Origin of the sequence: Bradyrhizobium sp. 76, assembly GCF_023073025.1 — a bacterium.
Lineage (GTDB): Bacteria > Pseudomonadota > Alphaproteobacteria > Rhizobiales > Xanthobacteraceae > Bradyrhizobium.
The window spans coordinates 1-23766 of record NZ_JADPIS010000109.1 but is presented as its reverse complement, the minus strand read 5'-3'; the positions used below and the strand labels follow the sequence as shown (position 1 = coordinate 23766).

21 protein-coding genes are annotated in these 23766 nt (G+C 64.5%); 11 read left to right on the top strand and 10 right to left on the bottom strand.

Going from position 1 to position 23766, the window contains the following annotated elements:
- Window positions 1-112: 112 nt before the first annotated feature.
- Window positions 113-1627, bottom strand: a complete 1515-nt coding sequence (locus IVB48_RS29850) for an amidase (RefSeq protein WP_247363084.1) — start codon at window positions 1625-1627, stop codon at window positions 113-115.
- Window positions 1628-1787: 160 nt separating this feature from the next.
- Window positions 1788-2975, bottom strand: a complete 1188-nt coding sequence (locus tag IVB48_RS29845) for a substrate-binding domain-containing protein (RefSeq protein WP_247405718.1) — start codon at window positions 2973-2975, stop codon at window positions 1788-1790.
- A 178-nt stretch (window positions 2976-3153) separates the two neighbouring features.
- Between IVB48_RS29845 and IVB48_RS29840 the strand changes: the two genes are divergently transcribed.
- A complete protein-coding gene (locus tag IVB48_RS29840) occupies window positions 3154-3588 on the top strand; it encodes a MarR family transcriptional regulator (protein ID WP_007599198.1) in 435 nt (144 codons plus the stop codon).
- A 221-nt stretch (window positions 3589-3809) separates the two neighbouring features.
- Here IVB48_RS29840 and secA read toward each other — a convergent pair whose 3' ends face one another.
- Entirely contained in the window at window positions 3810-6650 is a 2841-nt protein-coding gene (secA, locus tag IVB48_RS29835; RefSeq protein WP_247405715.1) for a preprotein translocase subunit SecA, read from the bottom strand.
- Window positions 6651-7011: 361 nt separating this feature from the next.
- On the opposite strand from secA, the gene IVB48_RS29830 reads away from it, so the two are divergent.
- On the top strand, window positions 7012-7959 hold the full coding sequence (locus tag IVB48_RS29830) for a peptidylprolyl isomerase (protein WP_027567997.1): 948 nt from the start codon (window positions 7012-7014) through the stop codon (window positions 7957-7959).
- 103 nt (window positions 7960-8062) lie between these two features.
- Entirely contained in the window at window positions 8063-9304 is a 1242-nt protein-coding gene (gene argJ, locus IVB48_RS29825; protein ID WP_247405713.1) for a bifunctional glutamate N-acetyltransferase/amino-acid acetyltransferase ArgJ, read from the top strand.
- A 14-nt stretch (window positions 9305-9318) separates the two neighbouring features.
- On the opposite strand, the gene IVB48_RS29820 is transcribed toward argJ, so the two are convergent.
- Complete coding sequence (locus IVB48_RS29820; protein WP_027567999.1) at window positions 9319-10674, bottom strand: TadE/TadG family type IV pilus assembly protein; 1356 nt, start codon at window positions 10672-10674, stop codon at window positions 9319-9321.
- A gap of 139 nt (window positions 10675-10813) precedes the next feature.
- On the opposite strand from IVB48_RS29820, the gene IVB48_RS29815 reads away from it, so the two are divergent.
- Entirely contained in the window at window positions 10814-11224 is a 411-nt protein-coding gene (locus IVB48_RS29815; RefSeq protein WP_247405710.1) for a (deoxy)nucleoside triphosphate pyrophosphohydrolase, read from the top strand.
- A 114-nt stretch (window positions 11225-11338) separates the two neighbouring features.
- Here IVB48_RS29815 and IVB48_RS29810 read toward each other — a convergent pair whose 3' ends face one another.
- Window positions 11339-12187, bottom strand: coding sequence for a methyltransferase domain-containing protein (locus tag IVB48_RS29810; protein WP_247405707.1), 849 nt, complete (start codon window positions 12185-12187; stop codon window positions 11339-11341).
- A gap of 64 nt (window positions 12188-12251) precedes the next feature.
- Between IVB48_RS29810 and IVB48_RS29805 the strand changes: the two genes are divergently transcribed.
- The 4 genes from IVB48_RS29805 to IVB48_RS29790 are packed head-to-tail and all read left to right on the top strand — an operon-like array spanning window position 12252 to window position 14729.
- Window positions 12252-13049 (top strand): ComF family protein, encoded by a 798-nt coding sequence (locus tag IVB48_RS29805; protein ID WP_247405704.1) that lies wholly within the window; start codon window positions 12252-12254, stop codon window positions 13047-13049.
- A gap of 47 nt (window positions 13050-13096) precedes the next feature.
- A complete protein-coding gene (grxC, locus tag IVB48_RS29800; RefSeq protein WP_247406454.1) occupies window positions 13097-13372 on the top strand; it encodes a glutaredoxin 3 in 276 nt (91 codons plus the stop codon).
- A complete protein-coding gene (locus IVB48_RS29795) occupies window positions 13369-14247 on the top strand; it encodes a carbon-nitrogen hydrolase family protein (protein WP_247405700.1) in 879 nt (292 codons plus the stop codon). Before grxC ends, IVB48_RS29795 begins: the two co-directional genes overlap by 4 nt.
- Window positions 14244-14729 carry a DUF1178 family protein gene (locus IVB48_RS29790; RefSeq protein WP_247405697.1) on the top strand — a complete coding sequence of 162 codons (486 nt, stop codon included), beginning with the start codon at window positions 14244-14246 and terminating at the stop codon, window positions 14727-14729. Before IVB48_RS29795 ends, IVB48_RS29790 begins: the two co-directional genes overlap by 4 nt.
- On the opposite strand, the gene IVB48_RS29785 is transcribed toward IVB48_RS29790, so the two are convergent.
- The 3 genes from IVB48_RS29785 to IVB48_RS29775 form a co-directional block, all read right to left on the bottom strand.
- Window positions 14726-15625, bottom strand: coding sequence for an EamA family transporter (locus IVB48_RS29785; protein ID WP_247363094.1), 900 nt, complete (start codon window positions 15623-15625; stop codon window positions 14726-14728). The genes IVB48_RS29790 and IVB48_RS29785 overlap by 4 nt on opposite strands.
- Before the next feature lie 274 nt (window positions 15626-15899).
- Complete coding sequence (ubiG, locus tag IVB48_RS29780) at window positions 15900-16673, bottom strand: bifunctional 2-polyprenyl-6-hydroxyphenol methylase/3-demethylubiquinol 3-O-methyltransferase UbiG (protein ID WP_247405695.1); 774 nt, start codon at window positions 16671-16673, stop codon at window positions 15900-15902.
- A 14-nt stretch (window positions 16674-16687) separates the two neighbouring features.
- Window positions 16688-17155: a PH domain-containing protein gene (locus IVB48_RS29775; RefSeq protein ID WP_247405690.1), complete on the bottom strand. Its 468-nt coding sequence runs from the start codon at window positions 17153-17155 to the stop codon at window positions 16688-16690.
- 151 nt (window positions 17156-17306) lie between these two features.
- Between IVB48_RS29775 and IVB48_RS29770 the strand changes: the two genes are divergently transcribed.
- The 3 genes from IVB48_RS29770 (at window position 17307) to prfA (ending at window position 22242) form a co-directional block, all read left to right on the top strand.
- Entirely contained in the window at window positions 17307-18563 is a 1257-nt protein-coding gene (locus tag IVB48_RS29770) for an aspartate kinase (RefSeq protein WP_247405687.1), read from the top strand.
- A gap of 268 nt (window positions 18564-18831) precedes the next feature.
- A complete protein-coding gene (gene ptsP / locus IVB48_RS29765; protein ID WP_247405684.1) occupies window positions 18832-21099 on the top strand; it encodes a phosphoenolpyruvate--protein phosphotransferase in 2268 nt (755 codons plus the stop codon).
- Between the two features lie 57 nt (window positions 21100-21156).
- Entirely contained in the window at window positions 21157-22242 is a 1086-nt protein-coding gene (gene prfA / locus IVB48_RS29760; RefSeq protein WP_027568011.1) for a peptide chain release factor 1, read from the top strand.
- 33 nt (window positions 22243-22275) lie between these two features.
- Here prfA and IVB48_RS29755 read toward each other — a convergent pair whose 3' ends face one another.
- A complete protein-coding gene (locus tag IVB48_RS29755; RefSeq protein ID WP_247284068.1) occupies window positions 22276-22746 on the bottom strand; it encodes a helix-turn-helix domain-containing protein in 471 nt (156 codons plus the stop codon).
- 112 nt (window positions 22747-22858) lie between these two features.
- Window positions 22859-23392, bottom strand: a complete 534-nt coding sequence (locus IVB48_RS29750) for a hypothetical protein (protein WP_247282963.1) — start codon at window positions 23390-23392, stop codon at window positions 22859-22861.
- Between the last annotated feature and the right edge of the window lie 374 nt (window positions 23393-23766).

Below are 23766 nucleotides of genomic sequence, written 5' to 3'. Positions count from 1 at the left end.
GAATCGGAACGGGGCTCAGGCTTGTTGTCTTGACACGTTTTCCTGGCGCGAACCGGTATCCACGTCGCGCGGAAACGCTTCCCTGTTCCGTTGGCCCGCATCAATGCCTCGCTCACATCTTCTTCCAGTCGCCGATCTGCTCGAAGGCGTGGGCGGCGCGGTAGATGGTGGATTCCTCGAACATGCGGCCGACCAGCATCAGGCCGACGGGCAGACCGTCGACCATGCCGCAGGGCAGCGACATCGCGGGATGATGGGTGATGTCGAACGGCGCAGTGTTGGAGATCATCTCCAGCGCACGTGCGACATAGTCCTCGCGGCTGGCCGTGGGCTCCGGCAGCTTCGTCGCCTTCATCGGCGTGGTCGGCAGCAGCAGCAAATCGTAGTCTTTGAAGGCCTTGTCGTAGGCCGCGGTCAGGCGTCGCGAGATGTTGAGCGCCTTGCCGTAATAGCGCGGACCAAAAGTGTTGTTGATGTAGGTGCCGAGCAGCAGGAACAGCTTTGTGGTCTCGGACAGGGAATCCGCCTGCCGCCGCCAGCCGCGATGGAAGTCCATCAACGTGGTCGAATAGAGATCGGACCGGCTCAGCCCATAGCCGTCGCCATACATCATGGTCTGGGTCATGCCCTCGGTGCCGATCGGCGTCCAGATCGCGGGACCCATGAGATGCATCGGGATCGAAACGGTCTCGACCGTGGCGCCGAGATCCCTGAAACGCTTTGCGGCCTCCCGCACGCTTTCGTTCACGGCGGCCTCCGCGTTCGCCTGCTCAAAGCCTTCCTTGAGGATGCCGATCTTCATGCCCTTGACGCCCTGGCCGAGCGCCTTGGTGTACTCCTCGACCTTGGGCGCCTTGATGCGGGGATCGTAGCCGTCGTCGCCGGCCAGCACCTCCAGCAGCAGCGCGTTGTCGGCGACGGTCGCCGTCATCGGGCCGGTGTGATCGACGAACACCTCGATCGGCATGATGCCGGTGTAGGGCACGAGGCCCCAGGTCGGCTTCATGCCGTAGGTGCCGCAGAACGAGGACGGCATGCGGATCGAACCACCCTGGTCGCCGCCGATTGCCATGTCGACCTCGCCGAGCGCGACGACGACGCCTGAGCCTGACGACGAGCCGCCGGCCGAATAGCCCATCTTGTGCGGATTGTGGACGGCGCCGACCGCGTTGGTGTGGCTGCCGCCGGACATGCAGAAGGATTCGCAATGGACTTTTCCGGCGATCTCGGCGCCGGCATCGAGCATGCGCGTGACGATGGTGGCGTCGAAATCGGGCACGTAGCCTTCGAGCGTCGCCGAGCCGTTCATCATGGGAACGCCGGCGAGCATGATGTTGTCTTTCAGGGCGACCGTCTTGCCCTTGAGCTTGCCGCTCGCCGCACCCTTCACGGTCGACTTGCGATACCAGGCGTTGCGCGGGTTCTCTTCCGGCGAGGGCCGATAACCCGGCGTGCGCGGATATTTGACCTCCGGCACCTCGTCCGGCATGGCTCCGACCAGATTGTAGGCTTCGATCGAGCCCTGCATCAGGCCGCGGAACGAGGCGACGTCGTCGTCGGTCAGCGAAAGGCCGCACTGGTCGGCGACGCTGCGCAATTGGGCTGGCGTGGGAAGGACAACTGTCACGGCGCTCTCCTGAAGTTTCTTGATCCCTGGCATCGGACGGAAGCCGTCCTGCGCCGGCATGGCGTCGGTCGGGGGGCTTCGCCTCGATATTACAGACGGAAATATTTTCCTTTTCAAGTATTATTTTGGATTTCCGCCTGTGCGCGTCACTGCGCCCGCATCAGATCGGTTTGATCAGCTTGAAGTCGAGGCCATCCGCCCCGGCGAGATACATTTGCATCCGGGTGTGACCGTTGCTGACCGTGACGGGGCCGCGCGCGCCGCCATAGACGATGTTGCGGCCGGCCGCGAGCATCGGCCCCATCGCCAACGTGCCCGCCTTGTTCGCCACGGCCTCGAGGAAGCGCAGTCCCTCATAGCTGGATTGACCGAGCGACCCGATCGGGGGCCCGTTCGGCCCGAACATCGCGCGATAGCGGCTCTGGAAGTCGTCGTTGGCCCGCGATCCGATGCCGGGGAAATAGCCGGAGGCGCAGAACAGGTTCTCGCTGTTGTCGGCGCCGATTCCGAGCAGCACGGTCTCGTCCATCGCCCCGGCCAGCCGCAGCGTCGTGGCGCCGAGGCCGCATTCGCCGAACGCGCGATTGAACGTGATGCTGTCGGTGCCGATCAACGAGATCAGGACGACGTCCGGCCTCGCGGCACGGATGCGCTCCAGATGCGGCTCGTGGTTGTCTTCGCCGAGGGGAACGAACTCTTCGCCGACGACATGGCCGCCGGCCTCCTTGATGTAGCGCTTCACCGCGCGGTGCGACTGCCATGGCCAGACATAGTCGCTGCCGATCAGGTACCAGCGCGCCGCCTTCTTGACCTCGGCGAGCCAGTGGATCGAGGGGCGGCTCTGCCAGCGCGGCGTCTCGCCGATCGCCATGACACCCGGCGTCTGCTCGCCGCCCTCGTAAACGGGCGTGTAGATGTAGGGGATGCGGTGGCGCGTGGTGACCTTGCGCAGCGCCACGCGCACCGCGCTGGTATGCAGTCCGACGATGAGGTCGATCTCATCCGAAGCGATCGCCTGCTCGGCGCGGCTCAGAATCCCGTCGAGTGGGCCGCCCGCGTCATAGATCGAAAGCTCGATTTCGCGCCCGAGAATGCCGCCGCGCTTGTTGATCTCGGCGACCGCGAGTTGCGCGCTGCTTGTCGCGCACGGGCCCCAAACGCCGGGCGAGCCGGTGCAGCACATGAAGCCCCCGATGCGGAGCTTGTTGTGTGCGCCGCGGCGCTTCATGAAATGCGCGTCAGTCGGCGACAGGTCGAAATCCGCTGCCGCGGACGACAGATTCCTGAACAGCAAGGACGGCGGTAACGCCGGACCGCCGTGAGCCGGGAAGTTTACCGTCGCGCGCACGCCAACTCCTGTCTGAGACCAGACTTGAAAGCTCATTCGAGAGGCGGCCGCGGCACCCGCCCTATTGTTGGGCAATATCCTATTTTGAAAATATTGAATATTCAAGAATTGAAGTGCATATAGATGCAGCATCGATTGCAAGACATTCACTCATTTGGGTCAAGACAAAGTCTTAGCCGTGGCAAAACCGAACACCCCGATCACCGAACACCTCGCCTACCTGCTCGCGCAAGCCAACCGGGAGATCAACCGGCAGCTCGAACTGCGGTTGAGCAAGGAAGGCGTGCCCGTCGAGCAGTGGCGCATCCTGAAAGTCCTGTCGGATGGCAACGGCCATTCGATGGGCGAGCTCGCGGATGCCGTGCTGCTCAACCATCCGACGCTGACCAAGATGATCGACCGCATGGTCTCCGACACGCTGGTCTACCGCGTGCAGGACCCGAACGATCGTCGCAAGGTCCTGATGTTCATCTCCGATCGCGGCAAGGTGCTGAGCAAGAAGCTCAACTCGCTCGCGGTCGACCAGGAGGAGCACATCCTGGAGAGCTACGGCGACAAGTCGACGAGCGAATTAAAGCGGCTGCTGGAGAGCTTGATCGACAGCTCGAATTGAGTGGTGCGTTTAGCTAGCTCCCTCGACACGGCCGTCCCGACGATGGAGATGGAGCTGCGCGCCACATACTCGCTGTCATCGCCCGATTTAAACGGGCGATCCAGTATTCCAGAGACTGATGTGATTTGAACCGAGAAGCCGCGGCGTACTGGGTCGCCCGGCTAAACCGGGCGACGACAGCGGAGAGTGAGGCACCGACGTCGGCGCCTCACATTCAAGCCTTAGGCATACCGCCCGTGGCAGTGCTTGTACTTCTTGCCTGAGCCGCAGGGGCAATCCTCGTTGCGGCCGATCTTGCCCCAGCTTGCCGGGTTCTTGGGATCGCGCAACGCGGCGTCGGTGGCCTGCGCTCCGAGGGTGACGCTGGCGAGCGCCATTTCGTCCTCGCCGGTGTTCGGATCGAACTTGTGCGCTTCCATCGGCGGCAGCACCGGGGCTTCCTGCTCCGGCGGCACGATCTCGACCCGCATCAGCTGCGCCGTGACGGCCTCGCGCAGATGCGCGCTCATCTCCTGGAAGAGGTTGAACGCTTCGGTCTTGTACTCCTGCAACGGATCGCGCTGGCCGTAGCCGCGCAGGCCGATGACCTGGCGCAGATGGTCGAGCATGATCAGGTGCTCGCGCCAGAGATGGTCGAGCGTCTGCAGCAGGATGGTCTTCTCGACGTAGCGCATCACGTCGGGACCCCATTGCCCGACCTTTGCGGCCATGTGCTCGTCGGCGCGGGTCTCGATGCGCGTGAGCAGCTCCTCGTCGGCAATGCCCTCTTCCTTGGCCCAGTCCTCGACCGGCAGGTCGAGATCGAGCACGCGCTTGAGCTCTTCCTTCAGGCCCGCGACGTCCCACTGCTCGGCATAGGCATGCTCGGGCACGTGCTTGGCGACGAGGTCGTCGATGAAGGCGTGGCGCATGTCCGCGACGGTCTCGGCGACGCTGTCGTCCTTCATCAGGTCGACGCGCTGGTCGAAGATCACCTTGCGCTGGTCGTTCTGGACGTTGTCGAACTTGAGCAGGTTCTTGCGGATGTCGAAGTTGCGGGCCTCGACCTTCTGCTGCGCCTTTTCGAGCGCCTTGTTGATCCAGGGATGGATGATCGCCTCGCCCTCCTGCAGGCCGAGACGCTGCAGCATGCTGTCGAGGCGATCCGAGCCGAAGATGCGCATCAGATCGTCTTCCAGCGACAGGAAGAATTTGGAGCGGCCGGGGTCGCCCTGACGGCCGGAACGGCCGCGGAGCTGGTTGTCGATGCGGCGGGATTCGTGGCGTTCGGAGCCCATGATGTAGAGGCCACCGGGCTTCTTCACGGTCTTGGCCGGCTTCGAACCCTTCGCCGGCTCGATCTCGACCTCTTCCTCGGCCTTCAGCACGATCTCGCGGAAGTGCTCGATGTCGGCCTTGATCTGCTCGATCTTCAAGGCCTTCTCGGCCGGGTCCTCGATCGAAGCGGCCTCCTGCTGGATGCGCATTTCCAGCGAGCCGCCGAGCTTGATGTCGGTGCCGCGGCCGGCCATGTTGGTCGCGATCGTGATCGCGCCGGGGACGCCGGCTTCCGCGACGATGTAGGCTTCCTGCTCGTGGAAGCGCGCGTTCAGCACCGCGAACAGCTTTGCCGGTTTGCCGGCGCGGGCCGCGGCGTACAGCTTCTGCATCGAATTTTCGTTGCCGAAATCGATCTGCCGATAGCCGTGCTTCTTGAGATATTCGGCGATCACTTCCGATTTTTCGATCGAGGCGGTGCCGACCAGCACGGGCTGCAGCCGCGCATTGGCGCGCTCGATCTCGGCCAGGATCGCGGCGTATTTCTCGTTCTGGGTGCGATAGACCTCGTCGTCCTCGTCGAGACGGGCGACCGGCAAATTGGTCGGGATCTCCACGACCTCGAGCTTGTAGATGTCGAACAATTCGTCGGCTTCGGTCAGCGCCGTGCCGGTCATGCCGGCGAGCTTTTCGTACATCCGGAAATAGTTCTGGAAGGTGATCGAAGCCAGCGTCTGGTTTTCGGGCTGGACCTGCACGTGCTCCTTGGCTTCCAGCGCCTGATGCAGGCCTTCGGAATAGCGGCGGCCCTGCATCATGCGGCCGGTGAACTCGTCGATGATGACGACCTCGTCGTCGCGGACGATGTAGTCCTTGTCGCGCGTGAACAGCGTATGGGCGCGCAGCGCCTGGTTGATGTGGTGCACGACGGAGACGTTCTCGACGTCGTAGAGCGACTCGCCCTTGAGCTGTCCGGCATCGCGCAGCAGCGTTTCGATCTTCTCCATGCCGGCTTCGGTCAGCGTCACCGTGCGCTGCTTCTCGTCGACGTCGTAGTCGGACTTGTCGAGCTTGGGCAGGAAGCCGTCGATGGTGTTGTAGAAGTCGGAGCGGTCGTCGAGCGGGCCGGAGATGATCAGCGGCGTGCGCGCTTCGTCGATCAGGATGGAGTCGACTTCGTCGACGATCGCATAGAAGTGCGGCCGCTGGACCATGTCCTCGAGCCGGTACTTCATGTTATCGCGCAGATAGTCGAAGCCGTATTCGTTGTTGGTGCCGTAGGTGATGTCGCAGGCATAGGCCATCTTGCGTTCGGAATCGTCGAGGCCGTGCACGATCACGCCGGTGGTCAAGCCGAGGAAGCCGTAGATCTGGCCCATCCAGTCGGAGTCGCGGCGGGCGAGGTAGTCGTTGACGGTGACGACGTGGACGCCCTTGCCGGCGAGCGCGTTGAGATAGACCGCGAGCGTTGCAACCAGGGTCTTGCCTTCGCCGGTCTTCATCTCGGCGATGTCGCCCTCGTGCAGCACCATGCCGCCGATCAGCTGGACATCGAAATGGCGCTGGCCGAGCGTGCGCTTGGCGGCTTCGCGGACCGTGGCGAAAGCGGGGACCAGGAGGTCGTCCAGCGTCTTGCCCTCGGCGAGCTGCTTCCTGAACTCGGCGGTGCGGGCCTTGAGGGCCTCGTCGGAGAGTTTCGAGACCTCGGGCTCCAGCGCGTTGATCGCGTTGACGCGGGACTGATATCCCTTCACCCGCCGGTCGTTGGCGGAGCCGAAAAACTTGCGGGCGAGCGCGCCGATCATGCTTAGTTCCTGTGTTCGCGATTCAACCGCGTTCGCGTTGCAGCCAAGAGGTTGTCACCCGCCTGCCTATCAACTCACCGTGACGCCTGCTGGGCGCCGGAGCCCCGTCTGCGGGGGGTCCATCCGCCATATGGGTGGGAGTTGGGCAAGTCTGGGTTCAACGGCCAAAAACGCAGCAAAATAAACGCCATCGCATGGACGCGACCGGGCAGAGATATGGCCCGGTCAGGGGCTTGTCAACGGCGGGTGCATTGCGGCTAATTCATCATTTTGACAGACTTTTCGCGTTGCCAAGGCCCCCTGAATTGGGCGAGTGTCCGCCCCGCTCGAGCAGCCCCCTGCTTCAACAAAAGGATTTTCCATGACCACCTCGTTCCCGGTAACCAAAACCGGCCTGCGCTTCGGCCTCGCCACCGCCCTCGTGGGCTGCCTTGCGCTGGCGCTGATCGCGGGTCCCGGCCGGGCTGCCGACGATCCGGTGCTGGCGAAGGTCAATGGCGCTGAAATCAAGAAGAGCGACGTCGCCATGGCCGAAGAGGAACTCGGGCCGAGCCTCGCCCAGATGGACCCGGCGACCAAGGACGAGAACGTCCTGTCCTTCCTGATCGACATGAAGATCGTCGGCAAGGCCGCCGAGGACAAGAAGCTCGCCGACGGCGAGGAGTTTAAGAAGCGTCTGGCGTTCGCCCGCAACCGCCTGCTGATGGACAGCCTGCTCGCCGGCGAGGGCAAGGCCGCCACCACCCCGGATGCCATGAAGAAGGTCTATGAGGAGGCCTCCAAGCAGATCACCGGCGAGCAGGAAGTGCACGCCCGCCACATCCTGGTCGAGACCGAGGACGAGGCCAAGGCGGTGAAGGCCGAGCTCGACAAGGGGGCCGATTTCGCCGAGCTCGCCAAGAAGAAGTCCAAGGATCCCGGCTCGGCCGACGGCGGCGACCTCGGCTTCTTCACCAAAGAGCAGATGGTGCCGGAATTCTCGGCAATCGCCTTCGCGCTCGAGCCGGGCAAGATCTCCGACCCCGTGAAGTCGCAGTTCGGCTGGCACGTCATCAAGGTCGAGGAAAAGCGCAGCCGCAAGGCACCTGATTTCGAGCAGGTCAAGGCGCAGATCGAGCAGTATGTCACCCGCAAGGCCCAGGCCGACTACGTCGCCAAGCTGCGCGCGGAAGCCAAGGTCGAGCGGCTGGACCAACCGGCGGATGCAGCAAAGGACGCCAAGCCGGCTGATGCGGCCAAGCCTGCCGATGCCAAGCCTGCTGATGCGAAGCCGTCCGACAGCAAGATGGCGCCGCCCGCGAAGAAGTAAGAATTCGCTGTCACTTCGGTGACGTGAAGAGTATCTAAGCCTTTGTGATGCCCGGCCCCCGCGCCGGGCATCTGCATATCCAGATCCCATCAAGGCGCCCGCGATGTCCTCCTCCGTCTCTCCCCTCGCCCCGAAAAACGTTCCCGACATGCCCGTGATCGCGGGGGTCCGTCTGGCGACGGCCGAGGCCGGCATCCGCTACAAGAACCGCACCGACGTGCTGCTGGCAGTGATGGACAAGGGCACCGCGGTCGCAGGCGTCTTCACCAAGTCGAAATGCCCCTCCGCGCCGGTGGAATGGTGCCGCGCCAAGCTCAAGGGCGGCAAGGCGCGCGCGCTGGTGGTCAATTCCGGCAACGCCAATGCCTTCACCGGCAAGACCGGCCGCAGCTCCACCGCACTGACCGCCAAGATCGCGGCCAAGGCCGTCGGCTGCAGCGAGGGAGAAATCTTCCTGGCCTCGACCGGCGTGATCGGCGAGCCGCTGGACGCGACCAAGTTCGACGGCGTGCTTGGTCGGCTCGCGGAAACCGCCGAGGCCGGCGATTATCTCGCCGCCGCCAAGGCGATCATGACCACCGACACCTTCCCGAAGGTCGCGACAGCGACCGTGAAGCTCGGCAAGGCCAAGGTCACGATCAACGGCATGGCCAAGGGCGCCGGCATGATCGCGCCCGATATGGCGACGATGCTGTCCTTCATCTTCACCGACGCACCGATCGCGCCTGCCGCGCTGCAGGCGCTGCTCAAGAGTGGCGTCGAAGACACGTTCAATGCGGTCACGATCGACGGCGACACCTCGACCTCGGACACGCTGCTGGCCTTTGCCACCGGTGCTGCTGCAGAACACGGCGCGCCGAAGATCAGCCGGGCCAGCGACCCGCGCCTGAAAGCCTTCGTCAAGGCCTTCAACCAGGTGCTCGCCGATCTTTCCGAGCAGGTGGCCCGCGACGGCGAAGGCGCGCGCAAGCTGGTCGAGATCACCGTCGAGGGAGCCAAGACCAAGGCCTCGGCGCGCAAGATCGCTATGTCGATCGCGAACTCGCCGCTGGTGAAGACCGCTATCGCCGGCGAGGACGCCAATTGGGGCCGCGTGGTGATGGCGGTCGGCAAGGCCGGCGAGCCGGCCGACCGCGACAAGCTCTCGATCTCCTTCAACGGCATCCGCGTCGCCAAGAACGGCGCACGCGATCCGTCCTATGACGAGGCGCAGGTGTCGGAAGCGATGAAGGCGCCGGAGATCGCGATCAAGGTCTCGCTCGGCCTCGGCAAGGGCCGTGACCGCGTGCTGACCTGCGACCTCACCAAAGAGTATGTCGCGATCAATGGGGATTACAGGTCGTAGAGTCTACGGCTGCCTCACCCCGCAATCCGCGCGTCGGCGACCGCCTTCTTGAACAGCGCGTTCATCGCGGCCGAAATGCCCTGGGTGGGGCTAACCTCGAAATAGAATCCCGGCGAAGCGCAGCTCTCCATGTTCTGCGCGATCTTGCTGTTCGGAGACGGCCCCCACGGCCCGGAATTAAAGGGCGATATCCATGTGTTGTACCAGCCGTCAGTAGGCGGTTGGTATGTCGTGTACAGCACCGCGATCTTGATGCCCCGGTTCTTGATGGTCGTGCAGAGCGCCGGATTGATCGGCGACTGACAGCGGTTCGATGACGCGAGAGGATACGAAGAAGACGAGACACTACACATCGTCGTGCCCGAGTTGGCTTCGTCAGCGACCCCATCGGATACAAAAAACAGATATTTCAGCGGTGACGCGGACGTACCTGCTCCAGGCGAGGCGATTGCGCTGTTGATTGCGGGAAAAATAGTGGTGAGGGGAGTATCTTTGTCGATAGTGTACACGTCATTCTGACCGGCAACCGCCATCAGGTCGATGTTTCCCGCCGCCGTCTTGGCGGAGGTCAGGCTCGACGAGAGCGCGAACAGATTTCTCAATCCGATCGTCGCCGACGAAGCGCCGAAATCGTAGATCGCCATTCTGAACTGGTTCGCGTAGGTCTGCGTGCTCTGGGCCGTGTCCATCAAGTTCGCGCTCGCCTGGCGCACCACGTCAATTCGGGTCGTGATGCCATTTGCTTTGGCGATGTCGTAGTTGCTTGTGCCGGCCGCCTTGGTGGTGTCGTGACAGGCAAATGCACATCCACCCGTCTTCGCCTGCAAATTCGTGATGTCGGTCGGTGTCGCTGCGACACCCATCGACGGAGAATTGTCCAGCAGGAGATAGAAGTCGACATAGAGCGGCATATTGACCGTCGACGCCGACGTGCCGCTCATGGTCAGCGTGGTCTTGCCCATCAAGCCGAGAAACATGGTGTTGATGGAGGCGGTGAACGAGACGGTCGAGTTGATGGTCGAGCCGGTCTTGACGACGGTCTGGGTGACGCTGTTGAGCGTATAGCCGGTCAGGTTGGCGCGATTGGCATCGAAGATTTTCTGGGCGTCGGTGACGCCGACCGCGATCGAGCCGTCCGTGGTCATCGAGCCCGCGGCGGCAAACCCCGGCGAGGCTTTGGCGATGGCACCGACGCTGGCCGCGTCGGCCGCGCCCTGAAGTTTCGCCCGGACCTGCGTCGCGCGGGAGTAGTCGATCGCACTGCCGACGAACGTGATCAGAGGCACGCAGCAGATTGCGAAGATCACCGCCACATTGCCGCGCCGGTCGCGGAGGAACCGGCGGAAGATGGTACGACACTCAGCGCGCATGGATCTGGCCCGGATTGATTTCGGCGTTTCCACTCTAGGAACCGTGGATTAAATATGACTTATGGAGACCTCGGAAATACGGGCCTTAACAGGGTTAACGAACTGTTGCGAATGACCTTCAGCGAGCGACATTCCAGGCATGGCTGATCTCAAACTGACGCTGGTGGTGGCCTGCGCGCTGGTCGACGCCGACAACCGCGTCCTGATCGCGCAGCGCCCCGAGGGCAAGACGCTGGCCGGCCTCTGGGAATTTCCCGGCGGCAAGTGTGAGCCCGGCGAGCGGCCGGAGCAGAGCCTGATCCGCGAACTCCACGAGGAGCTGGGCATCACCGTCGCGGAGCCCTGCCTGGCGCCGCTGACATTCGCAAGCTACGGCTACGAGACCTTTCACCTCCTGATGCCGCTCTACATCTGCCGGCGCTGGGAGGGACAGGTCATGCCACGCGAAGACCAGACCCTGGCCTGGGTCCGCGCCAACAAGCTGCGCGACTATCCCATGCCGCCCGCGGACATTCCGCTGATCCCGCATTTGATTGATCTGCTGATGTGAGCTCAGACCTCATCCTGAGGAGACCGCGCAGCGGTCGTCTCGAAGGATGGCTGCGGATGAGAGCCGGGCCTGCATGGTTCGAGACGGCGCTGACGCGCTTCCTCACTATGAGGATTACTCTTTCCCCGCCTTCTTCACCGCCTCCGCCAGACTCGCCTTCGCTGAGCCGGGCTTGAGCGGCTGCTGCTGGCTCGCATGCGGGGCCCAGCCGGAGAGCCAGATGATATCGAATGTCGCACGGATGCGGCCGTCGGCATCGGCAAAGCGGTCCGCGTAAATTTCCGCCATCCGCAGCAGCGTCGATCGCCGGCTCGGCGTGCGCCGCCGTTCGATCAGCACATTGGCGGCGCCCATGCGCCTGATATCCTGCATCAGCGCGAACGCGTTGGCGTAGCGCACCACGACGCGGTCGACGTCGGTGACCGGCAGCGCAAACCCCGCCCGCTGCAACAGCGCGCCAACGTCGCGCAGATCGGCAAACGGTGCGACGCGCGGCGACACGCCGCCCTCGCATTCGGCCTCGGCGGCGGCAAAAGCCTGGCGCAGCTCGGTCAGGCTGTCGCCGCCGATCATCGCCGCCAGCAGCAGCCCGTCCGGCCTCAGCGCGCGACGGATTTGCGCAAGTACCCCCGGCAGATCGTTGACGAATTGCAGCGCCAGCGCCGAGAGCACGAGGTCGAGGCTTTCGGGCGCAAAGGGCAGCTTCTCCGCACCCGACGCATCGAGATTAATGCGCTCGATCGAAGGCAGTCGCGCGCGCAGCACCGCCAGACCCTCGCCGGGCGTCCAGAGATCGACCGCGGTATGAAACTCCCGCATCACCGCGGCCAGCCGGTCGGACATGTCCTCGGCGACCCGATCCAGCAGGAAGCTCACGGCACCTTGCGCCTGCGCGCGGCGCTGTCGCGCATGCAGCAAAGCACGATCGAACAAAGCGGGCGGGGTTTGCGGATCTTGAGCCATGCCGCTGGTTACGCCGATCGCGACGGTTCTGGCAATCCGGTGCGTGGGGCGCTAGCTTTCGGCCATGGCATCCGACGCCGCCCCTTCTCGTTCCATCGCCGCCCCCTTGCGTGCCGCATGGACGGCTGGCCGGCACGTGCTGTCACGTGCGGCACGGCTTGCGCTCGACATCGCGCTGCCGACGCTATGCGTGTCCTGCCGCGAGCCGGTTGACGGCGAGGGCGTGTGCGCGGCGTGCTGGGCGCGGCTGTCGTTCATCGAACGGCCCTACTGCCCGCGGCTCGGCATTCCTTTTGTGTACGATCCCGGCCCCGACATGCTGTCGATGGAGGCGATCGCGAGCCCGCCCGCCTACCAGCGTGCGCGCGCTGCGGTGCGTTATGACGACGTCGCGCGCACCCTGGTGCATGCGCTGAAATACCAGGACCGCACGGATCTGGCGCCTGCCATGGGCCGCTGGATGGCGCGCGCGGGCGGCGAGTTGCTCGCCGAGGCCGACATGCTGGTGCCCGTTCCCCTGCATTGGCGAAGGGCCTGGCGCCGCCGTTACAACCAATCCGGGGCGCTGGCGCGGATCATCGAGCGGCAAAGCGGGGTGAAGGCGAAGGCTGAGGTGCTGCGCCGGGTACGCGCGACCGAGCAGCAGATCGGCCTGTCGCGAGCCCAGCGCGCCACCAATGTGCAGGGCGCATTCCAGGTATCCCCCGACCGTCAGGCGGAGGTTCAGGGTCGGCGCATTGTCCTCATCGACGACGTCCTGACGTCCGGTGCGACACTGGGTGCCTGTGCGCGGGCCCTGCTCCGGGCCAAGCCGGCGCAAGTGGACGTGCTGGTGTTTGCCCGGGTTGTCGAGAGCCGGTGAAGTCCCATATAATTCAATGAATTCATGACATGAGAGCGCCAGACAAGATGACCGCTGCTGTCGAGATCTACACGAGGCCGGGCTGCGGCTATTGTTCCGCCGCCAGGTCGCTGCTGACCCGCAAGAAAGCGACCTTCACGGAGTTCGATATCGCCAAGAACCCGTCCTGGCGCCAGGAGATGTACGATCGCGCCGGCGAGGGCTCGACCTTCCCGCAGATCTGGATCGGCGGAACCCATGTCGGAGGCTGCGACGAGCTCTACTCGCTCGATCGCGAAGGCAAGCTCGACGCCATGCTCGAAAGCGTCAGGGCGGAGTCATGAGCGACACCAGGACCTTCACGGCGGCGATGGTGCAGATGCGCACCGGCCTGATGCCCGAGCCGAGCCTCGCGCAGGCCACCCGGCTGATCCGCCAGGCTGCGGCCAATGGCGCCGACTACGTGCAGACGCCCGAAGTCAGCAACATGATGCAGCTCAACCGCAAGGCACTGTTCGAGCACCTCCAGAGCCAAGACGACGACAACTCGCTGAGGGCCTACCGGGCGCTCGCGGCCGAACTGAAGATCCACATCCATGTCGGCTCGCTGGCGCTGCGCTTTTCGGACGAAAAAGCGGTCAACCGCTCCTTCCTGATCGGGCCCGAGGGCAATGTGCTCGCGAGCTACGACAAGATCCACATGTTCGACATCGAGCTGCCGGACGGCGAGAGCTATCGCGAATCCGCCAATTACCAGCCGGGCGAGACGGCCGTGATCTCCGACCTGCCCTGGGGCCGCGTCGGCCTGACGATCTGTTATGACGTGCGCTTCCCCGCGCTCTACCGCGCGCTGGCCGAAAGCGGCGCGTACTTCATCACGGTACCCTCGGCCTTCACCCGCAAGACCGGCGAGGCGCATTGGCACGTGCTGTTGCGTGCGCGCGCGATCGAGACCGGGTGCTTCATCTTCGCCGCGGCGCAGGCAGGCCTGCATGAGAACAAGCGCGAGACCTATGGCCATTCGCTGATCATCGATCCCTGGGGCGAGATCCTCGCCGAAGGCGACGTCGAGCCCGGCATCATCATGGCAAAAATCGACCCGGCCAAGGTCGAGACCGCGCGCCGCGCGATCCCCTCGCTCCAGCACGGCCGCCGCTTCGGCGTCGCCGACCCCAAGGCGGGGCCGGACCATCTGCACCTGGTGCGGGGATCGGCATGATCCGCTACGCGCTCCGCTGCGACCGGAGCCACGACTTCGAGAGTTGGTTCCAGTGCTCGGCCGCGTACGATTCTCAGGTGAAGCGCAAGCTCGTGACCTGCCCGATCTGCGGCTCGGCCAAGGTCGAAAAGGCGATCATGGCGCCGCGCGTCGTCGGCAAGAAGGGCCGCGGACGCGCCACGCCGCCGCCTGAGCCCACCGCCACGACGCCCGCGCCCGAGGCTGCGCAATCCGCACCGACCTCGCTGTTGATGGCGCAGGAGCGCGAGCTGCGTGCCAAGCTCAAAGAGCTGCGCGATCACATCGTGAAGAACGCCGACAATGTCGGTGAGCGATTCGCCACCGAAGCCCGCGCGATGCATTACGGCGACAAGGAGCACCGTCCGATCTACGGCGAGGCCTCACCCGACGAGGCCAAGTCGCTGATCGACGAAGGCATCGAGGTGTCGCCGCTGCCGACGCTGCCGGAAGATCGGAATTAGGCTCCCACCAGCACCGCCACGCCGAGCACGATCAGCGCGATGCCAATGATCTCGCGCGGCGCGATCGGCTGCTTGAACGAATAGTATGCCACACCTTGCGCAAACAGTACCTCGATCAAGGCGAGCGTGCGGACATTGGCGGCGGCCGTCAGCGCAAAGGCGAGGAACCAGAACTGCGAGGCGAAGGCGCCGGTGAAGCCGGCCAGCATCGAGGGTCGCCACATCGAGAGGATGCCCTGAAGCACTTTTGGCGCGCGCCAGAGCAGGTAGATCGTCAGGATCAGCGTCTGCACGAACAGGCCGAGCACCAGGGTGAACGATGCCGCCGTCACGAACGAGACATCAGGCACGTTGATGATGGCGCCGCGGAAACCGACCGCTGATAACGCGAACGCTGCCGCCGCGACGAGGCCGGTGATGGTCGGCTTCAATTCGGCAAAGCTCTTCTCGCCACCGGGACGCAGCGCGGTGATGACGACGCCGATGGTCGCGATCACGATCGCAAGCACCTTGAGCCATGTCAGATGATCGCCGAGGAAGACGAATCCGAAGATGGCGGTCTGGATCGCCTCGGTTTTCAAATAGGCCGTCGTCACCACGAAAGAGCGGTCGTTCATGGCGAGCAGCATCAGGCCGGTCGCGACGATCTGGCTGAGGGCGCCGAGCAGGAGCCACGGCCAGAACACGCCGGGCGGCATGCCGAGATGATCGCCGGTGGCGGCCAGCACCACCGCGAGAAACAGCAGCGAGAACGGAAAGCCGAACAGGAAGCGGATATTGGTTGCGCCCCAGGTCCCCAGCGGCTTCGTCAGCGACCGCTGCATCGCATTGCGCGCGACCTGGCCGAGCGCGGCAATGACGGTGAAGGGAATCCAGAGGCTGGCGATGGTGAACATGGGGGATGGGGTGCGGGGGCCAGAGATCGCGGCCAACCTGCCGCTAGCTGTTCGATGGGTCAACCACACGAACGTCATGGGAGCGATGCTATCGCCACAAACTCAGTGTCGTCCCGGCGAAGGCCGGGACCCATAACCACAGGGAGTGATTTGGCGAAGATTCGTGGTTGCCTGCTTCGCGCCGCAACTTCTTCCTGAGGGTATGGGTCCCGGCCTTCGCCGGGACGACACCTATATTTGCGGAGACAGCTAGGCCGCCACGAGCGGCGCGGCCTCACACCATGCCTTCCGCCACCACCATGTAGTTCACGTCCATGTCTGACGAGAAGGTCCATTTGTCGGCGAAGGGGCTGTAGACGACGCCGGTCTGCTCGGTGATGACCAGGCGATTGTCGAGCAGGTATTTCGTCAGTTCGTCGGGGGTGACGAACTTGTTCCACTCGTGAGTGCCGCGCGGCAGCCAGCGCAGGACGTATTCAGCGCCGACGATGGCGAGCGCAAAGCTCTTCCAGTTCCTGTTCAGCGTTGAGACCACCATCAGGCCGTTCGGCTTCAGCATCGCCGCGCAGCGCTTCAGGAAAACGCCGACGTCGACGACGTGCTCGACCACCTCCATCGCCAGCACGATGTCGAAGCGCTCGCGCGGGTCGATCTCCTCCACCGTGGTGCAGCGATAGTCGATCGCGAGATGCGCCTTGTCGGCATGCAGCTTCGCGGCCGCGATGTTGCTGACCGACGGATCGACGCCGATGACCTGCGCGCCCAGGCGCGACAGCGGCTCGCAGAGCAGGCCGGCGCCGCAGCCGATGTCGAGCACGCGCAGACCGCCGAGGCAGTTGAGGCTGCGCACGTTGCGCTCGAACTTGCGGCAGGCGGCATCGCGGATGTAGCCGAGCCGCAGCGGGTTGATCCGGTGCAGCGGCGCCATCTTGCCGTTGGGGTCCCACCACTCGGCCGAAAGTTTTGAGAATTTCGCGATCTCGGCGGCGTCGACGGTCGAGCCCGGCGGGGTGGTTGCGGTTGCGGAAGTATCTTGCTGCATGCTCATGGTTACGCGCGGTCCTACCGCGTGGTGATCGAACTACGGAAGGCGAGCGGCGAGGCGATGGTCCGGATGGTTTCGCGACCTTCCCCCACGCCATTGATGGTCACATCGCCATAGTTGAGAATACGTCCAAGAATGGTCTGATTCACATCGACGCTCTCGACCTTGTCCAGCGCCATCTCGAAGGTGCGGCGCTTGATGAAGCCGGTCTTGTGCACGACCCGCAAATTGGTCACGTCGGTCTCGGTGGTAAAGCGATGGAACCAGCCCTTCACAGTCCAGTACAGCGCCGCCAGAGCTACCAGGCCGGCCGCGACGAGACAGAGCAGGACAAGCCCCTCGACGATGGTTTGCCGGGACAGGACGAACAGGATCAGCGCCACGATCCAGGCCAGGATCGCCGGGAAATAGAAGATCCAGTGCGCATTGGTCGAATACAGCACCTTCTCGCCAGGCTGCAGGATCTCGTCGATATAGCGCGCCATGATCTCGGTTAACCCACTACCCCCGCACCCTGCCCCGCAGGAACCCGCTTGCCCCCGGCCCCGCCGCTATGTATACGCGCGGTCGGTGTCCGCGAGGCCCGTCCAGTGCGGGCCACCATACTGATCCTTATGAAGGAATGCACGCGTCGTCATGAGCCGCCTCGTGATGAAATTCGGCGGCACATCCGTCGCCAACATCGAACGTATCCGCAACGTCGCACGCCATGTGAAGCGTGAGGTCGACGCCGGACATGAAGTGGCCGTGGTCGTCTCGGCGATGTCCGGTAAAACCAACGAGCTGGTGGGCTGGTGCACCGAGGCCTCGCCGATGCACGACGCGCGCGAATACGACGCCGTGGTCGCCTCGGGCGAACAGGTGACCTCCGGCCTGCTTGCCATCGTGCTTCAGGGCATGGGTATCCAGGCCCGCTCCTGGCAGGGCTGGCAGATCCCGATCACGACCAGCGACGCCCATGCTTCGGCCCGGATCGAGGGCATCGACGGCAGCGAGATCATCAAGCGCTTCAGGGAGCGCAAGGAAGTCGCCGTGATCGCCGGCTTCCAGGGCATCAACCCGGAGACCAACCGCATCACCACGCTCGGCCGCGGCGGCTCCGACACCTCGGCCGTGGCAATCGCCGCCGCCGTCAAGGCGGACCGCTGCGACATCTACACCGACGTCGACGGTGTCTACACCACCGATCCGCGAATCGTGCCGAAGGCCAAGAGGCTCGACAAGATCGCGTTCGAAGACATGCTGGAGCTGGCCTCCCAGGGCGCCAAGGTGCTCCAGGTCCGCTCCGTGGAACTCGGTATGGTCCACAACATGCCGATTTTCGTCCGCTCGAGCTTCGACAAGCCCGAGGATATCGATCCGCATGCCAACCAGCCGCCCGGCACGCTGATCTGCAGCGAGGAGGAGATCATGGAAAGCCACGTCGTCACCGGCATCGCCTTTTCGAAGGACGAGGCCCAGATCTCGGTACGCCAGATCGAGGACAAGCCCGGCGTGGCGGCGTCGATCTTCGGCCCGCTCGCGGAGGCCAACATCAACGTCGACATGATCGTGCAGAACGTCTCCGAGGACGGCAAGACCACCGACCTCACCTTCACGGTTCCGGCCGCCGACTACACCAGGGCCAAGGAGACGATCACCGCGGCCAAGGGCCAGATCAATTATGCCCGGCTCGACACCGCGACCGACGTCGCCAAGATCTCGGTGATCGGCAGCGGCATGCGCAGCCATGCCGGCGTTGCCGCCCAAGCGTTCTCGGCCCTCGCAGGACGGAATATCAACATCCGGGCCATTACAACCTCCGAGATCAAATTCTCGGTCCTGATCGACACCGCCTATACCGAGCTTGCGGTGCGCACCTTGCACACGCTCTACGGTCTCGATCAGGCTTAGGCTAATTTTCTCTTAGCGGTCGCAGCAAACGCGAAGTGTCCACACTTTCGTGTTTGGCAGGCGTTTTGCTTGGCAAAACAAACCCCAATTCGCTATACGGCGAACAGGGTGGGCTGCCGGAAACTGTGCCCCAGTTGAGGCGGTGCTGATTCGGCCCAGGCAACCGCCGGGGCTGGCGCCGGACGAGCAAATTTGTTGTTTTTCTGGATTTCTGGGCGAGCCGCCGCGGGCCCTTTCGGCCCCGGCAGACGGAGGAGATTGACGGTCCATGCGGAGCGCGTCGGGAGGTCCCCGCGTCTTGTTGAGACGGCTCCGCGAAACCATGGCGGAGCAGGTCTCGGCCCAGGAGCGGCTGGACAAGATTGTGGTGCTGATCGCCGCCAACATGGTGGCCGAGGTGTGCTCGGTCTATGTGCTGCGCGTCGACAACACGCTCGAGCTCTATGCCACCGAAGGCCTCAACCGCGAGGCGGTGCACCACACCGTGCTGACCGCCCATGAGGGCTTGGTTGGCCTTGTGGCCAGCGAGGCGACCCCACTCAATCTGAACGACGCACAGAGTCACCCGGCGTTCTCGTTCCGCCCCGAGACCGGCGAAGAAATCTACCACTCCTTCCTCGGCGTGCCGGTCCTGCGCGCCGGCAACACGCTCGGCGTGCTGGTGGTGCAGAACCGTGCCAAGCGCAACTATGTCGAGGAGGAGCTCGAGGCGCTTCAGACCACCGCGATGGTGCTGGCGGAGCTGATCGCCTCCGGCGAGCTGTCTGCGCTGGCCCAGCCGGGCCATGAGCCCGCGGCACGTCATTCGGCGCAGAAGGTCGGCGCCATCCTGTCGGAAGGCATCGCGCTCGGCCATGTCGTGCTGCACGAGCCGCGCGTCGTCATCAAGGACTACATCGCCGAGGACCTGCCGAAGGAGATCAAGCGGCTCGACACCGCGCTCGCCAAGCTGCGCGCCGATCTCGACCGCATGCTGGAGCGCGGCGACGTCGCGGAAGGCGGCGAGCATCGCGAGGTGCTGGAAGCCTACCGCATGTTCGCCAACGACCAGGGCTGGTCGCACAAGCTGCACGAGGCGGTCGCCACCGGCCTCACGGCGGAAGCCGCCGTCGAGCGCGTGCAATCCGACACCCGCGCGCGCATGCTGCGCTCGACCGATCCCTATTTGCGCGACCGACTGCATGATCTCGAGGATCTCGGCTATCGCCTGATGCGGCAGCTGGTCGGCCAGGATCACGCGCCTTCACGCGAACAATTGCCCGACAATGCCATCGTCATCGCGCGCGCGATGGGCCCGGCGGCGCTGCTCGACTACGACCGCAAGCGCCTGCGCGGCATCATATTGGAGGAAGGCACCGCCAATTCCCACGTCTCGATCGTGGCGCGCGCGCTCGGCATTCCCGCGGTCGGCGAAGTCCCGAACGCGCCTGGCATCGCCGATCCCGGCGACGCCGTCATCGTCGACGGCACTTCCGGCATGATCTATGTGCGCCCGTCGCAGGAGGTCGAAGCGGCCTTCGCCGAGCGCGTGCGCTTCCGCGCCCGCCGCCAGGCGCAGTATCTGGCGCTGCGCGACCGGCCCTGCGTCACCAAAGACGGCCAGAAGGTCGAGCTGATGATCAATGCCGGGTTGGCGATCGACCTGCCGCACATCGAAGACACCGGCAGCGCCGGCATCGGCCTGTTCCGCACCGAGCTGCAATTCATGGTCGGCCAGAGCCTGCCGCGCACCAGCGACCAGCTCGCGCTCTATCGCACCGTGCTGGATGCCGCCGGCACGAAGCCCGTCACCTTCCGCACCCTCGACATCGGCGGCGACAAGGCGCTGCCTTACATGGAAGCGGTGATCGAGGAGAATCCCGCGCTCGGATGGCGCGCGATTCGGCTCGGGCTCGACCGTCCCGGCCTGTTGCGCGGCCAGATCCGCGCGTTGCTGCGCGCCGGAGGTGGCCGCGCGCTGCGCATCATGTTCCCGATGATCTCGGAGGTCGCCGAATTCGATTCGGCGAAGGCGCTGGTCGAGCGCGAGCTGACCTATCTGCGCCAGCACGGCCACACGCTGCCTGAAAGAATCGACATCGGCACCATGGTCGAGGTGCCGGCGCTGCTCTATCAGCTCGACGAACTCCTCAAGAAGGTCGACTTCATCTCGGTCGGATCCAACGATCTGTTCCAGTTCCTGTTCGCGGTCGACCGCGGCAACGCAAAAGTCTCCGAGCGCTTCGACACCATGTCGGCGCCGATCCTGCGCGCGCTTCGCGACATCGCACGCAAGACGCAAGCCGCGAAGAAATCGCTGTCGCTCTGCGGCGAGATGGCTTCGAAGCCGATCGGCGCGCTGGCGCTGATCGCGATGGGCTATCACTCGCTGTCGCTCTCCGCCACCGCGCTTGGCCCGGTCAAGGCGATGGTGATCGATCTCGACGCCAAGAAGGCCGAAGCGATGCTCGGCCCGTTGCTGGACGCGCCCGCCGGCAGCGTCTCGATCCGGCAGAAGCTGACGGAATTTGCCGAGGCCGAAGGCCTGGCGTTGTAGCGGGCCTGTCGCCGCTTCCTGCCGCCTCGCCCTTTTCCGCATTTTGAGACTGAACCGATGTCGTCACTCCCCGAAGCCAAACTGGACGTCCTGCTCGCGCATCACGCCTCGCTGGAGGCCGAATCGCTCGGTCAGCTCGCTTCCGAACGCTATGTGCAGATCACACGTGAGCTCGCCGAGCTCACGCCATTGATCGAAGCGGTCAAGACCTATCGATCGGCCGTCAAGGAGCTCGCCGACACCGAGGCACTGATCGCCGACCCCGCGACCGATGCCGAGATGCGCGCCATGGCGGAAGCCGAGCGCGGCGAGCTGACGCCGAGGATCGAGGAGCTGGTCCAGAAGATCCGCGTCGCGCTGCTGCCGAAGGACGCGATGGATGACCGCAACGTGGTGCTGGAAATCCGCGCCGGCACCGGCGGCGACGAGGCTTCGCTGTTCGCCGGAGACCTGTTCCGGATGTACGAGCGCTTCGCGGCCCTACAGGGCTGGAAGGTCGAGGTGATCTCGGCCAGCGAAGGCAGCGTCGGCGGCTATAAGGAAATCATCGCGGAGGTGCAGGGCCGCGGCGCGTTCTCGAAGCTGAAGTTCGAATCCGGCGTGCACCGCGTACAGCGCGTGCCGGACACCGAGACGCAGGGGCGCATCCACACATCCGCCGCCACCGTCGCCGTGATGCCCGAGGTCGAGGAGGTCGATGTCGAGATCCGGAACGATGATTTGCGTATCGAGACGATGCGCGCCGGAGGCGCCGGCGGCCAGCACGTCAACAAGACCGAATCGGCGATCCGCATCACCCACATCCCGACCGGCATCGTGGTGATGATGCAGGACAGCCGCTCGCAGCACAAAAATCGCGCTTCCGCCATGAACATCCTGCGTTCGCGCATCTACGACGCCGAGCAGCAACGCCTCGACGCGGCGCGCTCGGCCGAGCGCAAGGAGAAGGTCGGCTCCGGCGACCGCAGCGAGCGCATCCGCACTTACAATTTTCCGCAAGGACGCGTCACCGATCACCGCATCAATTTGACGCTCTACAAGCTGCCGCAGGTGATCGCGGGCGAAGCGCTGGGCGAACTGACCGACGCGCTGACCACCGAGCACCAGGCCGCGCAGCTCGCCGCCCAGGGCGCGGCGGCGTAAAGCTCGCGGCTTCGCGCTTTCTTCAGCGTGTCCTCAGCGTCTCTTTGCTCGAAACGCTCGCAGGATCTTGCCCAAACCGGGCGCGGCGGCGCTGAGCTCGTCCAGATGGATGCGCGAGAGGGATCGCAGCTTCCGCTCGCCCTTCGCTGTCAGCTTGACCAAGACGCGCCGCGCATCATCGGGGTCGGCTTCCCGGCCAATCAGCTTCAGTTTCGCCATGCGATCCACCAGCTCCACCGCGGTGTGGTGCCGGATCAGCAGGAAGCGCGCGATGTCGCCGACGCTGGCGCCATCAGGGGCAGCCAATCCCTTGATCGCCAGCAGCGCCTGGTGCTGCTGCGGCGTCAACCCGGCGCTCTGAGCCGCGGCTTCGCTGAAGGCCAGGAAGGTTCGGAGCTGATAGCGAAACTGCGCAAGCGCCGCGTAGTCGGCCTCGCGCATCGCGCCACTCTTTGTGGGCACAGCACGCGCCGGGCGTGTCGTCTTCCGCTTCGATGGGGCCATTCCCTGCCTGCGACGTCGAGCCAGCCGGTGCAACGGGCGGCCTCACCGAGACTAGCAAGGAAGGTCAGGCCGAACCAACCGACCGGCGCCCCGGATGCACAAATATCGCCACCTATTCGAAGCTGGACAGCAGGATCTTCACCAGGATGACCTGTAACGCGATCGGGATGCGGACGCTCTTCCGCCGGATCGAGCGCTGCAGCGCGCCGGCAATCTCGGAGCTGGTCAAGGTACCGGCGGATGCATTGGTAATCATCTCCGCCCACATCTGCGACAGCGAGCCGCCGGGTGGGATCACCGGCTTGATGGTCACGCCGCAGCCCTGCGCCCAGTCGATGATCTCCCTCATCGTGTGAGGGCCGCAATTGCGCGCGGTGGCGAGGCGTTCAGCCGTCAGAGCAAGCAGCAATTCGCGCGAGGGCGACCAATTCCCCTTCGGCGGCTGCTCGGCAGTGAGCTCGACCGCGAGCTCCTTGAGGACGTTCTGGGCGCGCACGCTCAGCTTCTGCATCGGACCGGGTGCGCGCTTCGCCTGAACGGGGCCGACGGCGGGCCCGCGCCGGCCGGCCGGCCAGTTGCGCGGATCGGGCATGCGCGAGGCATCGCCGGACTGCGGTGTCGCTCGCTGTCCGTTCGCCTCTTCCACTGGCCACCCCGCCTCCTGCCGCTCCGCACCTTGCGGCCAAGACCGTCGCTTCCGGGTACCCGCCACCGTCGTCTGCCGCGCCATTTCTCTCGCCGAACCCGCCAGCCTCGTACTCACAAAGACTAATATATATCGTGATGCGATATGTTTTCACGAGATAATTTTCGGCGTTCGACCAAAGACGAAATTGACAGAAGGCGTTCACAAGCAATGCTTGCGTCCAAGGGCTACACGCGGATGTGACGTGCCCGGCGCGGGCAGGCCCTCGAGGCCGGCTGCCGCCGGACAGGTCGTGCTTTGCCTGCAAACAAGAACGATGTTCGGAGGAAACGATCATGACTGACAATCTCATCCGCCGCGGCCTCTCGCGCCGT

What these genes read in the sequence shown, in the direction of transcription:
- secA (WP_247405715.1), bottom strand. Translation starts at nt 6,650, where the DNA reads ATGATCGGCGCGCTCGCCCGCAAGTTTTTCGGCTCCGCCAACGACCGG.
- IVB48_RS29830 (WP_027567997.1), top strand. Translation starts at nt 7,012, where the DNA reads ATGACCACCTCGTTCCCGGTAACCAAAACCGGCCTGCGCTTCGGCCTC.
- argJ (WP_247405713.1), top strand. Translation starts at nt 8,063, where the DNA reads ATGTCCTCCTCCGTCTCTCCCCTCGCCCCGAAAAACGTTCCCGACATG.
- IVB48_RS29820 (WP_027567999.1), bottom strand. Translation starts at nt 10,674, where the DNA reads ATGCGCGCTGAGTGTCGTACCATCTTCCGCCGGTTCCTCCGCGACCGG.
- IVB48_RS29815 (WP_247405710.1), top strand. Translation starts at nt 10,814, where the DNA reads ATGGCTGATCTCAAACTGACGCTGGTGGTGGCCTGCGCGCTGGTCGAC.
- IVB48_RS29810 (WP_247405707.1), bottom strand. Translation starts at nt 12,187, where the DNA reads ATGGCTCAAGATCCGCAAACCCCGCCCGCTTTGTTCGATCGTGCTTTG.
- IVB48_RS29805 (WP_247405704.1), top strand. Translation starts at nt 12,252, where the DNA reads ATGGCATCCGACGCCGCCCCTTCTCGTTCCATCGCCGCCCCCTTGCGT.
- grxC (WP_247406454.1), top strand. Translation starts at nt 13,097, where the DNA reads ATGACCGCTGCTGTCGAGATCTACACGAGGCCGGGCTGCGGCTATTGT.
- IVB48_RS29795 (WP_247405700.1), top strand. Translation starts at nt 13,369, where the DNA reads ATGAGCGACACCAGGACCTTCACGGCGGCGATGGTGCAGATGCGCACC.
- IVB48_RS29790 (WP_247405697.1), top strand. Translation starts at nt 14,244, where the DNA reads ATGATCCGCTACGCGCTCCGCTGCGACCGGAGCCACGACTTCGAGAGT.
- IVB48_RS29785 (WP_247363094.1), bottom strand. Translation starts at nt 15,625, where the DNA reads ATGTTCACCATCGCCAGCCTCTGGATTCCCTTCACCGTCATTGCCGCG.
- ubiG (WP_247405695.1), bottom strand. Translation starts at nt 16,673, where the DNA reads ATGAGCATGCAGCAAGATACTTCCGCAACCGCAACCACCCCGCCGGGC.
- IVB48_RS29775 (WP_247405690.1), bottom strand. Translation starts at nt 17,155, where the DNA reads ATGGCGCGCTATATCGACGAGATCCTGCAGCCTGGCGAGAAGGTGCTG.
- IVB48_RS29770 (WP_247405687.1), top strand. Translation starts at nt 17,307, where the DNA reads ATGAGCCGCCTCGTGATGAAATTCGGCGGCACATCCGTCGCCAACATC.
- ptsP (WP_247405684.1), top strand. Translation starts at nt 18,832, where the DNA reads ATGCGGAGCGCGTCGGGAGGTCCCCGCGTCTTGTTGAGACGGCTCCGC.
- prfA (WP_027568011.1), top strand. Translation starts at nt 21,157, where the DNA reads ATGTCGTCACTCCCCGAAGCCAAACTGGACGTCCTGCTCGCGCATCAC.
- IVB48_RS29755 (WP_247284068.1), bottom strand. Translation starts at nt 22,746, where the DNA reads ATGGCCCCATCGAAGCGGAAGACGACACGCCCGGCGCGTGCTGTGCCC.